The sequence below is a fragment of the Chryseobacterium sp. genome (assembly GCF_019236175.1).
Taxonomy (GTDB): Bacteria; Bacteroidota; Bacteroidia; order Flavobacteriales; family Weeksellaceae; genus Chryseobacterium.
This window is the reverse complement of record NZ_JAFAJM010000019.1, coordinates 472,534-485,750: the sequence shown is the minus strand read 5'-3', so window position 1 is coordinate 485,750 and position 13,217 is coordinate 472,534. Positions and strand designations below refer to the sequence as shown.

Annotated in this window: 10 protein-coding genes; 3 read left to right on the top strand and 7 right to left on the bottom strand. The window is 38.4% G+C overall.

Annotated elements, in window-relative coordinates:
• Window positions 1-32 precede the first annotated feature (32 nt).
• Window positions 33-821: an SDR family oxidoreductase gene (locus tag JO178_RS18385; RefSeq protein WP_291938895.1), complete on the bottom strand. Its 789-nt coding sequence runs from the start codon at window positions 819-821 to the stop codon at window positions 33-35.
• Window positions 822-1,215: 394 nt separating this feature from the next.
• Between JO178_RS18385 and JO178_RS18380 the strand changes: the two genes are divergently transcribed.
• The 3 genes from JO178_RS18380 to JO178_RS18370 all read left to right on the top strand — a co-directional run bounded on the left by JO178_RS18380 (window position 1,216) and on the right by JO178_RS18370 (window position 7,612).
• Window positions 1,216-4,104, top strand: coding sequence for a TonB-dependent receptor (locus JO178_RS18380; protein ID WP_291938893.1), 2,889 nt, complete (start codon window positions 1,216-1,218; stop codon window positions 4,102-4,104).
• A 26-nt stretch (window positions 4,105-4,130) separates the two neighbouring features.
• Window positions 4,131-5,639, top strand: coding sequence for a RagB/SusD family nutrient uptake outer membrane protein (locus JO178_RS18375; protein ID WP_291938891.1), 1,509 nt, complete (start codon window positions 4,131-4,133; stop codon window positions 5,637-5,639).
• A 140-nt stretch (window positions 5,640-5,779) separates the two neighbouring features.
• Window positions 5,780-7,612 (top strand): alkaline phosphatase, encoded by a 1,833-nt coding sequence (locus JO178_RS18370; protein ID WP_291938889.1) that lies wholly within the window; start codon window positions 5,780-5,782, stop codon window positions 7,610-7,612.
• A gap of 82 nt (window positions 7,613-7,694) precedes the next feature.
• Here JO178_RS18370 and JO178_RS18365 read toward each other — a convergent pair whose 3' ends face one another.
• From JO178_RS18365 to JO178_RS18340, 6 genes are all read right to left on the bottom strand, one after another.
• Window positions 7,695-8,690, bottom strand: a complete 996-nt coding sequence (locus JO178_RS18365; RefSeq protein ID WP_291938888.1) for a phosphatidylinositol-specific phospholipase C — start codon at window positions 8,688-8,690, stop codon at window positions 7,695-7,697.
• 116 nt (window positions 8,691-8,806) lie between these two features.
• Window positions 8,807-9,490 (bottom strand): hypothetical protein, encoded by a 684-nt coding sequence (locus JO178_RS18360; RefSeq protein ID WP_291938886.1) that lies wholly within the window; start codon window positions 9,488-9,490, stop codon window positions 8,807-8,809.
• A 12-nt stretch (window positions 9,491-9,502) separates the two neighbouring features.
• The gene (locus JO178_RS18355; protein WP_291938883.1) at window positions 9,503-9,991 is read right to left on the bottom strand and encodes a hypothetical protein; all 489 of its coding nucleotides are present in this window, start codon (window positions 9,989-9,991) and stop codon (window positions 9,503-9,505) included.
• Window positions 9,992-10,065: 74 nt separating this feature from the next.
• The gene (locus tag JO178_RS18350) at window positions 10,066-11,286 is read right to left on the bottom strand and encodes a 3-phosphoshikimate 1-carboxyvinyltransferase (protein WP_291938881.1); all 1,221 of its coding nucleotides are present in this window, start codon (window positions 11,284-11,286) and stop codon (window positions 10,066-10,068) included.
• A 168-nt stretch (window positions 11,287-11,454) separates the two neighbouring features.
• Window positions 11,455-11,781 (bottom strand): nucleotide pyrophosphohydrolase, encoded by a 327-nt coding sequence (locus JO178_RS18345; protein WP_291938879.1) that lies wholly within the window; start codon window positions 11,779-11,781, stop codon window positions 11,455-11,457.
• On the bottom strand, window positions 11,781-13,187 hold the full coding sequence (locus JO178_RS18340; protein WP_291938877.1) for a hypothetical protein: 1,407 nt from the start codon (window positions 13,185-13,187) through the stop codon (window positions 11,781-11,783). The genes JO178_RS18345 and JO178_RS18340 overlap by 1 nt, the downstream gene beginning before the upstream one ends.
• Window positions 13,188-13,217 lie beyond the last annotated feature (30 nt).

The following is a 13,217-nucleotide window of genomic DNA, read 5'->3' as shown; positions in this document are numbered from 1 at the left end:
TACAAAATAAATAATTTTTAAAATAACTGAAACTAGTCCAGTTTATTATATCTCTTCATTAAATTCTCATAAACTCCCTGAGGAAGAATCCACTTCAGAGGAACTCCGATTTTCTGCCCGAATTTACCAAAATAATAATGAGCCTTCCACTTATTCTTTGTCAAAAGCTTCTCAATATATTCTGCTACTTCTGCCGGCTCGGTTCCTTCATTCACATGAGCATTCATCAACGCATACACTTTGTTGAAAATGGCTTTATAAGGTTCTGAAACAGGGGCTATCACTCTGTTGTCGGCAATATTGGTCTTAATGTCACCTAAATGAAGAGAGCATACTTCAATATTCCATGGATAGACTTCATACCTCATCGCTTCGGTTACTTTATCCAGCGCAGATTTTGAGGCGGAATAAAAACCACGGAAAGGAAGTCCCATTTCACTTCCGATACTGGAAACATTAATGATTTTTCCAAATTGATGCTGTCGCATAACAGGAAGAACGGCCGTCATCATCTGAACAGGTCCTGCGAGATTCAGGCTGAAAAGTTTAAGGATATCTTCTTTCGTAGAATCTTCTACAGCTCCTACCATTCCCATTCCTGCATTATTGATCAGGACATCGATCCTGGTTTCGGTTTTTAAAACTTCTGCAATGGCATTCTGAACTGCCGTATTATCGGTAACATCTGTGGGAATAGATTGAAAATACTGACTTTCTGTATGTTTTCTGCTCAGGCCATATACTTTATGCCCTTTTTTACCGAAATATTCGGCTAAAGCAAAACCAATTCCCGAAGATGTTCCTGTAATGATAATAGTCATTGAGTCTGATGATTTTATTGTTCTTTTATTTCTTTTAAACAGTCTGATGCGTTTTTTATTCAGTTTATTTAAAGAAAACTCTATTTTCAGCAAATGTAAAAAAAGAAAAGGGAAGTCTGTTATTTATTATTTCTGAATTGCAGCCCCTGCTTTTTATGCCGTCATTATTGTCCCGGATGGGATAAACTTAAAATAAACTTAATCTCAATGAGGTATTGGATATGAATAAAATTCATAATTTATTTGTTTATTGTATTGAAAAACAGTTGATTGTGTTTTGTTTGTAGTATTTTTTTTTGATTTTAGCCAAAATTTCTTAATAAAAACATAAGAAAATCTTAATGTCGTTCAGGTTGGGGCTGTTCTAATTTTGCATCTAATTAAAAAGGATGTCATGAATGTATTTAAAGTCCCTGTTTCAGTTTCTTATTTAACGGGAAGGGTGCTGCTTATCGGTGCAATATCGGTTTCGCCGATGTTCCTGTCACAAAAAAAAGACAGCTTAAAAGAAAAAACCATTGACGAGGTTGTCGTTGTTGGGTACGGAACACAGAAAAAAAGTAAAGTGTCCGGTGCTGTTACTGAAGCTTCATTGGATAAACTTACTTCCAGATCTTTGTCAGGAATAGGAGAGGTTCTTCAGGGAAAAGCTCCCGGAGTGACGGTAGTGAACGAAGGCGGAGATCCTAACGGTACTCCCAAGGTTAATATCCGCGGACTTGGAGGAATCAATGGAGAGACACCTCTCTATGTGGTAGATGGGGTTGTTTTTAATGGTACACCATCCATTAACCCTAATGATATTCAGGATATCTCTGTTCTTAAAGATGCATCAGCAGCAATTTACGGAGCAAGATCTTCGGGAGGAGTTATTCTTATTACGACTAAAAAAGGGAAAAAAGGAAACCTTACCGTAGACTTTGATACTAAATACGGAATCAATCAGGCATGGAGACTGAAAGAGTCTTTAAATGCAGCAGAATTTCAGGATGTAATGTATCAGGCTTATGCCAACGCCGGAAATCTGAAGGATTTACCCCTGGCTTTCAATGCTGAAAAATATCCGGACGGAAGAGTAACCAGAACAGACTGGATGAAAGACATCTTTCGTACAGGAACTATTCAGGAATATAACCTTAATTTAAGCGGTGGCGGAGAAAAATCCAAATTCTATGTGGGAATGAACCACAGGGTTCTGGAAGGAATTTTATTAAATACACAGTCTAAACGATATAATTTCAGAGTTAATTCAGAGCATAAAGTAAAAGACTGGCTGACCATCGGAGAAAATATGTATTATAATTATTCTGACGGAAATACGGCAGATACTAAAAATGGATATACCGGAGCCTTAGTTGCTGCCATGTACTATCCGCCCAATGTACCGGTATATACTCCATCAGGAGCTTTTTCAGGATTGCCGATTGATGTGGCCGGAGGTTATGGAGATATGATTAATCCGGTAGCCTACCTTAAAAGAATCAATATCAGAAATCCTACCCATGAAATTTTGATCAATCCTTATGCGGAGATTACACTGGCAAAAGATTTAAAATTCCGTTCTAACTTTTCACAGACATTTAAAATAGGAGACAGCAAAAATTTTACCTCAAGAGTACTGGAAGTAGGAAAAATTTTTGATACGAATAATTTAGAATACCAGTCTAACAATTCTTCAACAGCACTTGCAGAACAACTCCTTACCTATAAATTTTCAGCGGCAAAACATAACTTTGATTTCTTAGCTGGTTTTACTTTCCAGAAAAGTATTGATGAAGGCTTTATTGCAAAAGCATTTGATTTCAGAAGTGAGGCACAGGTTTTCCAATACCTTCAGAACGCAGCCGATACCAATAAAGAAGTTTCCAGCTACAGGTTCAAACAGGCTTTGGTCTCTTATCTGGCAAGGGTCAACTATGATTATGCAGGTAAATATATTGTAAGTTTATTAGGCAGGCGTGATGGCTCTTCACTGGTTGCAAAACAGAACCGTTTCGCCAACTACTATGCCGTTTCAGGTGCATGGGTAGTTTCAAAGGAAAACTTTATGAGAGATATTTCCTGGCTTTCAGGTTTAAAGCTTAGAGGAAGCTATGGTATTCTTGGGAATCTCGGAGGTATTTCTCCTCAGGCGGTTAATCCGTTGATGACCAGAGATAATAATGTGATTTTTGGACAGGATCCTTCGCAAAATATTGCGTATTATGCTACAACACGTCCGAATCCGGACCTAAAGTGGGGAAAATCTGAACAAACCAATTTTGGGGTGGATGCTTCTTTCCTGCATAACAGCCTTTCCCTGCAATTTGATTATTTCGTTAAAAATTCAAAAGATCAGATCTTTAATGTAAGCTTACCAAGTACAGCAACCTATAATAATCAGTATGTAAATGCCGGATTATTCCAGGATAAAGGATATGAACTTGGACTTAATTATAACGGTAAAGGTTCGGGTGATTTTACTTATTCTGTGGGAGTTTCGCTTAGTCAACTAAAAAATACGGTGAAGAAGCTTGCCGATATTGATGAAATTTTTATCAATGATAATGGCGTGAGAGGGGTATTGAAACCTACCCGTGTGAAAATAGGTGATCCGTTGTATTCTTTTTACGGGTACAAAACCGGAGGAATTTTCCAGTCACAGGATGAAATTAATAATTATAAAGACGCCAACGGAAATCTTATCCAGCCGAATGCTAAACCGGGAGACATTAAATTCCTGAAAAAAGACGGAAATACCGGAATTCTTAATAATAATGATTTTGTAAATCTGGGAAGTCCGTATCCTAAGTTTTCTTATGGATTCTCTTATAACATGACATGGAAGAATTTTGATCTGAATCTCTTTATTCAGGGTGTATACGGAAATAAAATCTTTAACGGGATGAAGTTTATTTCACTAAATCCGGGTGGAACAGGACAGAACTATAATATGGACAGGGATATTCTGAATGCATGGACCCCTCAGAATACGAATACAGATATTCCAAGACTGGTACATGGAGATCCGGCCGGAAACTATTCCAAAGTCTCTGACTTCTATGTGGAAGACGGATCTTATGTAAGACTGAAAAACCTTACCATCGGGTATTCTTTACCAAGAGAGCTGTATAAAAAACTTGATGTCAATAAGGTCAGAATTTATGTGACTACCAATAATCTGTTTACCATTACTAAATATACAGGCTTTGACCCTGAGGTCGGAATGAACTCTTACGGAGTGGATACCGGAAGATATCCGCAGGCACGCGCATTCATTTTCGGACTGGAAGTCGGGTTATAATTTTTAACAATAAAAAAGTAAAAAAAATGAAAATTTTTAATAAAATATTTTTAGCATCAGGAATAGCGGTAATGCTTTTATCCTGTACGGGAGAACTTGATGTTCAGCCGGAAGGAACCCCTACCGAAGCAAGTTTCTGGAAAACGGAAAATGATCTTATCACAGGGGCCAATGCCATGTACAAGCCATTGTCCGACAGTGAGTTTTATGGAAGAGGGTTTTTCTGGTTTATCAATGCCAGTGATGATATGGTGACCGGAAGAACCAAAAATGAAGCCGATAACGCTAAAAACTTCAGCAGCAATTATATTGCCTCAGGAGATCTGGAAACTCAGTGGAACAAAAGATATAATGTGATCGGGGTGGCCAATCGCGTCATCCGTAATATTGATAATATTCAGGCTTCAGCAGCAGTTAAAAATAAATACCTGGGAGAAGCATTATTTATGAGCAGCAGAATGTATTTTGAACTTGCTTATAACTATGGAAACGAAAAAGCAGGGATTCCTATCATTGATCGTACAAAAGAACCGGACCCGAACCCGATTCCAAGAGCTGCCAATGTCACCGTGAATTATAATTATATCGTTACTGACCTGAAAAGAGCCGCAGACCTATTGCCAAGCCAGGCAGAACTTCCTGCAAAAGATTATGGAAGACCACACAAAGCTGCCGCATGGGCACTTCTGGCTAAAGTATATCTTTTTATGAAAGATTATCAGCAGGCTGCTTTCTGGGCTAATGAAGTAATGACTAAAGGAAACAGGCAACTTCTGAATAACTATGCAGATGTTTTCAAAGCCGAAAATAACTATTCTTCAGAGTACATCTGGTCAATACCAAGTACTCCCAAGTTTAATGCGGTGGGAAGTATTCTTCCGGGGGTAATGCTGGAAAATAAAGGATGGGGAGAATACAACGGCTGGGGATATTTCCAACCCACTAAAGAACTGTTTGATGAATATGAGACAGGAGATAAGAGAAAAGAGGTTACTATTCTGCAAATAGGGGATAAGTTTACTTTTAACGGAACCGAAAGAACTTATGCTTCTGTAAATACCAGAACAGGGTACCAGTTCAATAAATATATGGATGCTTTTAAATATCCGTTAAACAGCGGGCACGTAAGTGCTAACGGAGATTATCCGTGTACAGATCTTGCCGTTCCGATTATGCGTTACGCTGAGGTGATTCTTATCAGAGCAGAAGCCTTACTGATGTCTGGCGGAAATGCGGATGTGGAAATCAATATGATCAGAAAGCGTGCAGGTCTGGCTCCGAAATTTGGATGTACACTGGCTGATCTTAAACATGAAAGACGTTGCGAACTGGCAGGTGAATGGGCAGACAGACACAGGGATCTTGTACGTTGGGGAGATGCTAAAAATGTGTATTCGAAACCTCTTCACGGCAGAGACAACCAGGAAGTCTGGGCAGCAAGGAACTTTAATCCGGCAATACATAATGTTTGGGCCGTTCCACAGGTTGAGATTGTAAACAGCCATGGCATTATCAAGCAAAATGAAGGTTGGTAAAAAATGTTAATCTAATATATGATTCACTATATCATCACAGAATTACTGTGGTGATATAGTTTTTTGAAACGCTTATAATACTTTTTGACATGCAGAAAGATGCATATATGTCGTTTCATTTCACCTATAAACAATACAATATGAGAATGAAACTATCAAAAATTTTAGCTGTATTGGCTTTAGCCGTTTTTTCTGAAAACCAGGCACAGAATTATTTAAACTATAGTGTTGGGAACGCCCATTCACATAATGATTATATGCAGGAAGTTCCTTTCTGGGAGGCTTATTATGCTCAGTTTGGTTCTATTGAAGCAGACGTCTTCCTGGTAAAAGGCAAATTATGGGTGGCTCATACAGAAAAAGAATTGTCTGCTGACCGAACTTTGGAAAATCTGTATCTGGACAATATTTCGAAACAGATAAAGCTAAATAAAGGACATATTTATGCAGATGCCCATAAAAAACTGCAATTACTGATCGATATTAAGCAGGATTATAAAACCAGTTTAAATGCATTAGTCAGTACATTGAAAAAATATCCTGAAATAACAGGAAATGCAGGAATTAAAATAGTGATCACCGGAGGAAGGCCACAACCGAATGATTTTAAAAATTATCCTAATTATCTTTATTTCGACGGAGATCTTGAAAAAAATTACACCCCGGATCAGCTGAGCAGAATCGGAATGTTCAGTACGGATTTACCGGGACTGGTAAAATGGAACGGGAAAGGAATTCCAAGGGATGAAGAAACCGATAAGATTAAGAAAGCAGTGGACAAAGCTCATGCTCAACAGAAGCCGGTGCGTTTTTATGGAGCCCCCGATTTTCCCAATGCATGGGTAAATCTTATGGATATGGGAGTCGACTATATTAACACCGATCATATTCCGGATCTTAAAAAATTTATGAATACGATCCCCAGGAATTTTTATAAAAATACGAAAGAGTATGCTACCTATACGCCTACCTATAAAACAGACGGGACGGCTAAAAAAGTAAAAAATGTTATCCTGCTGATTCCGGACGGAACTTCCTTACCGCAATATTATGCTGCGTTTACAGCCAATAAAGGAACACTGAATGTTTTCAACATGAAGTCTACCGGGCTATCAAAGACCAATTCATCCAATGCCTATATTACGGATTCTGCTCCGGGTTCAACAGCTTTTGCAACAGGAGTAAAAACCAAAAATACATTTGTGGGAGTTGATGCTATGGGAAAAGCAATTGCTCAGATTCCGGATATTATCGCTGAAAAAGGAATGGTTTCTGGTCTGATTTCTACGGGAGATGTTACCGACGCTACACCTGCAGACTTTTATGCCCATTCGGATAACAGAAACAGTTCAGAGCCTATTCTGAAAGATTTTGCCGCTTCTAAAACAAAGATTTTAATCGGAGGACCTACTGCAGGATTGTCTCAGGAAAATCTACAGAAGTTTAAAGAAGCAAAAGTAGAGGTATTCAATGATTTAAAGTCAGTAGGGAAAATAAATAACCGAACGCTGGTGATTGATCCGCTGGCTTCACAGAGAATAACAAATGGCAGAGGAAACTGGCTTGCTGATGCCTTTGATCTGACATTAAATGATCTGAAAAATAATAAAAAAGGTTTTTTTATGATGATAGAAGCCTCACAGACAGATGGTGGCGGTCACAGCAATAATATGGAACAGCTGGTAACCGAGCTGCTGGATTTTGATTATGTTGTCGGAAAAGCAATGAAGTTTGCCGATGAAAATAAGGAAACGCTGGTCATCGTGGTAGGGGATCATGAAACCGGTGGTCTAACCCTTCTGGACGGCAGTCTGAAAGATGGCTGGGTGTTCGGAAACTTCAGTACAAATGATCATACTTCAATTCCGTCCAGTGTATTTGCTTACGGTCCCAATTCCAAAGAATTTACAGGATTGTTTGAAAACACGGAAATTTTTAATAAAATATTATCCGCATACGGAATCCAAAAGTAATATCCCGGGTTTATATGTTAAAAATAAAGAAGGCAGCCTCATCAGTGAGGCTGCCTTTTTGAATATCTAACAATTAATTAATTTAGAAATTTGTCTTCACAATCAACTCAGATAATTCTGCATTCACAAAGTCAATAGGCATTACCCCGTAAGAACCTTTTGTATTGGCCTGGAAAAATGTTTTCAACTTAGGGTTAATAGCATTGGATACGGTAGGAATGCTTGGAATACCAAATATTCCGGGTTTGTAACCGCTGGTGAAATTAACAAAAAACCTGTTATTACCATCATTTTTAGCTTCATTGAGAAGTGTAGAAATACCATTCCATTTATCATCATTGTTGGTTACCTTATAATAATCCTGAACTTTCATAGGAGCCCCGTTATTATTGATTTCAAATGTCGTATTATCTGCCCACGAAGTAGCATTGATCCCTTTAGCCGTTTCAGCAGAGAATCTCCTTAATAACTGGATTTTTCCCCTTATATTTCCTAATGTAGGAATATTGGTTCCAAGGTTCCATCTTGAAGGTTTTTTCTGAACATAAGAGTCAAAGGTTTTCTCAAAGCTTCTGGTGGTATTGGATGCATCATATTCTTCTTTTACAGACATGATAATCGTTTCAGAGGGGTGGCTTTCAAGAAATGAATAACAGGCATTAAGAACGTCATCAAAATTTAAATTCTGATAAATAGCACCGTGATGGATGGTAAATGAATTGTCAATATGTCTGCAACGAATATCCAGAAAACGGACTCCTGCATTCAGTTGTTCTGCAATGCTGAGGTCTTGTGTTTTCGCTGTACCTGATACAACAGGGGCATCTACACGTGCTCCCGAATCATGAGTTCCCGGAATAGAAATCCTGGCAATCGAAATATTATCCTGAAGACCAGACATCCAGCTGTTCATCTCAATAGGAAGCGCGGCAGCTCTGTAACTGTTTTTTTGCAGGGAATTTATTCCCGTATCATTTAAGTCCCTTTCAGTCATACTTTCCGAGCAGGAGAAAACTAAGCTTGCGGCAGCAATACCTAGGGTAATGGTTGTGAAACGTCTCACGTGATTCTTGAACATAGTTTTATTATATTTTTATGTATTCTAAAAATAAGAATATGTCAAGATATGAGGAGTTAATTTAACTTTAAGAGATAATTAACTTGTATTAAATAAAGAAAAATCGAAATTATTGATTAAAAAATAAAGTTGTCATGAGAACCCGGAATCTTAAACTTCTGAGCTCCGATTTTGAAAGTATTCATTTTGATAAGAGTCTTCGGCTTATAGATAAATTCTTTATGCGTATTTTCCGGAATCTTTGAATTTTCATCACAGGAAGAATATGCTTTATCAATAATAACTTTCCCTGTTGAAAAATTGATTTCACTTAAAAAATTAAAATCACAGGTATCTTCAAACTGATCATGAGAACCTATTAAATAAAAATCTCCGTTCTGAAACCTGAATGTATGTTTATAAACCTGTGTATGCCGCGAATTCGTATTGAAAGTCTGGGTAAACGTCAGAGAATTATTTTTGATGGAGATTTCCGGCGGACCATTGTCTTCAGGGTAAAAGCCGGTGCCGCTTGAAAAAAGCAGAATCCTGTTTTCTTTCCAGATGCTAAGACCCCCTGTGTGAGCTTTTAAAATATAAAAAACTCTTTGATAATCTTTACCTTCGGGCAGGCTTTCGTCTGCTGAAACGGATTGGTCTGTGTCAAATATCATAACCACTTCATCCTTTCCGTCTCTGTCCAGATCTCCACGTGCTTCGGCAATTTTTTGATACCCTTTCGGTACTGAAAAGATTTGCAGGTTCTGGGCATGGGAAAATATGACGAACAGAACACCAGCAAATGAAAGGCAGCTTTTCATCTTGATCTGAAATTATAATCCCGTATCCTCCTTTTCTATCAGGTCTGATTCTTGCAGATGACACATGCAGCCTTTGATGCTTTTATAGATACCGTTAATATTCGTTTCCTTACCATTGGCTCCGGTAACCGTAATGCCTGTGGCGTACGAAGAGTCCTCTGCATAATAAGTCCTGAATAACTGATACTGATAGCCATTATTGCTAAAGGTCAGGTAATTCAGCTCCATTCCGGCGTTTTGTTTCCCGCCTCCTCTCATATAAGATCTGTATTTGAATTTTTTCCAGCTGTCTTTGTTTTTTTCGGCAGGATAGGCCATCTCCACATGATCTTTATTTCCGAACCGGTATTGGATATAACCGTCATTTTTATCTTTTACCAATGCCATTTTCTTCCCGGTTTTAGTTTCAAAAGAATATAAGATTTCTTCATTAGGGAGAAGGTATTGCGCCCAAACGGATAACGGAAGCACTAGGGCCAGTAAGGCTAAGTATTTTTTCATAGAATGTGATGGTATTGAATTAGGCCATCCGAAAATATACTTTTATTTCAAATGGCCTCATTTAAATTATTAAATTATTGGATGGTCACGCTGGCAAGATCTTCCCAGAACATAGGGTAAGATTTTTCCACAACGTCTTCGTCTTCAATATTGAGTTCTTTGATCAGGCAAAACGGAGCAAAGCTCATAGCCATTCTGTGATCCTGATAAGTTGTAATGGAAATAGATTCCTCCGGATCTCCAAAACGGATGGAGCTAATGGTCAGATCGGTTATTTCCGTTTCCGTTCCCAGTTTTTTCAGTTCATTATATAAAGCCAGCAGCCGGTCGGTCTCTTTTACTCTTAAAGTTCCCAGTCCTGAAATATCAAAAGGAATTTTTAAAGCTGCAGCTGTTACACACAGCGTTTGTGCAATATCCGGGCAGTTGTTCATATCCAGTACAATCTTTTCCGGAAAACTAAAATCCGGCTGAGGTTGTAAAGTGATTGTATGCTCCTCTTCAGAGAAGATAGTTGTAATCCCGAAGAACTTTTCATAAATAGTTGCAATCGCGGCATCTCCTTGGGTAGACGCTTTGTAAAAACTTTTCAGGTGAATGGTTTTTCTCCCCAATGCACAGATCGAGTAGAAATAAGAAGCCGAGCTCCAGTCACTTTCCACTTCATAGCTTATAGTACCCTGCTTAGGGTGAAAAGGTTCTACCTGAATGGTATTGCCTTCAAAGCTGCTTGTAATTCCAAACTTAGTTAAAATATCCAGGGTCATCTCAATATATGATCTCGACGTTACTTCTCCGACAAGATTCACCTTCAGACCATTTTCAAGCTTCCCTGCAATAAGAAGAAGCGAGGTAATAAACTGGCTGGAAATATTGGAAGGAACACTGACCTCAGATTGAGTGATTTTTCTTCCCGTAATCTTTAAAGGCGGAAAACCTTCATTTTGTAAATATTCAATCTCAACACCCAGATCACGTAATGCATTGACCAGATTTTTGATTGGTCTTTCCGTCATTCTCTTGGATCCCGTAAGAACTGTAGTTTTCCCTTCCATGATCGAATAATAGGAAGTAAGAAAACGCATCGCAGTTCCCGCATGATGAATATCTACTACATCAGCATCTTTTTCAGACAATGCTTTTTTCAGCAGTTGCGTATCCTGGGAATTAGAAAGATTCCCGATTTTTATATTCTTAAATAGACTTTCCAAAATCAATAAACGATTCGAAATACTTTTCGAACCGCTGATCTGAACCGTTTTGTTTCCTGTTAATGTAGATTTTTCTAGCTTCATTGTTTTAAGATTTCAGATTTCAGGCATCAGATTTCAGACGGTTACGGTCTGCAAGCTTCGGCCTTTTTTCTGCTTCAGTTTTTATTTTTCATATGAGTTTGAGATTCCGAAATCAGGTTAGGAATCAATAAACCCTGATTTCCGGAATCCGGAATCTGAGGTCTTACATTACTTCAGTTTCTCATTATTCTGATGGCGATCTTTATCGCGGTCAGTTTTGATTTTCATTTTTTTATCAAAAGCTTCCTGCAGATTCACTCCGGTCTGATTGGCCAGACATAAGGTTACAAATAATACGTCGGCCAGTTCTTCGCCAAGATCTTTGCTTCTATCGCTTTCTTTCTCACTCTGTTCACCATATCTTCTGGCGATAATTCTGGCGACTTCGCCTACTTCTTCCGTAAGCATCGCCATATTGGTCAGTTCATTAAAATAACGTACACCGATGGTTTTGATCCATTCATCGACCTGTTGTTGCAGATGAGTAATTTCCATTATTGATAAGCCCCAAGTGTTGGATTAGTCGTTCTTGATACATTCACGATATCAAAAGGAACGGTGCCTGCTACAGTCACATTCCCTTTTCCTCTTGCCGGCGATGTGGTTTTTACCCTTAAATTCATTTTAGCCATAAAGTAATTGACAAACTGAGGATCTTCATTCCTGATACTTTGTACAACATTGATATGATTAAAAGGGAACCCTGCCTCCGATGTAGTAGAATATTTTATCAGACAGTTCTGAATTAAGAATTCAAACTGCTGTCCCGGTGTCTGTTCAAAGTGAACCGAGTTGTCTCTGTCCGAATATACAATACTGTTTTTAAGGCTAAGCTGCTGTAAAGCTCCCTGCTCAGTCTGTCCCGAGTCATTTTTCCATTCATTGGTAGCAAAAATCCCATTTCTGTCCAATGATCCCATTGTTTTAGAGTAATTGGCAATCGTTGCGTGTGTATAGCTGTGATTTCCGCCTCTGAAAATTCCGATGCACGATAAACCGCAGTTATTCATAACCAGATTGCTGGCATTCACTGTGGATCCCACTGCATAAATTCCATATTCAAAGAACGTATGGATAAATGAATTTTTAATCGTAGCATTGGTTTGCTTCATCTCAAGACCTCTGGTTCCTCCAAAAAGCCTTGTATTATTCATATTAAGAGTTGAATTGGCTGCCATTCTGATGGAGTTCCAGTTTTTAGGAAGCGTATCATGATCAAGATCATTTCTGTCTCCACGAAGAATCACCTGTTCATCCTGAGTTCCGTTGATGTTTAACGCAGCGCCGGAAGACACTTTCATTCCGCTGTTTTTATGGAAATAAACCTTAGTCCCCTTTTCAATATTTAAGGCGATATTAGGATTGATGGTAAGATCGCCATAAATAATCTTTGCCTTCGTATTATTCCATGTCGTATTGGTGGTAATCAAATTAGGATTAGTAGGAGTCTGAATAAAAAACTCAGCATCCTGAACGACAGAAAATAACGTGACGTGCTGTTGTCCTGCACCACTGGTGAAAACAATCTTGTCTTCAGCAATCGCTTCAGGTCCGCTGGCTTCAGGAGCAATTTCTACAAAAATATAAAGACTGTCTTTCTTTCTTAAAGGAACATCCTTAAAATCATATCCCGGTTTTCCGTCTACATTGATTCTATATAATGAAGCTGCACCACTCTCAAGATTCACTCTGGGAATCAAAATATCCTTATCTTCATTATTATATACTTTTACAACATAGGTTTCGGAACGTACCTGATGATAAACCGTATCACAAAATACCGTATCCGCTGAGAAACGCAGTGCCTGTGAAGGAGCATCAAAGGTAATATCATCCTTATTACATGATACTGCAGCAAGCAGCGCCCAAAAAGAAAAAGCCAGTAATAATTTGAATTTCATCGAAATTAAAGTTTAAGTAGGTTCCAAATT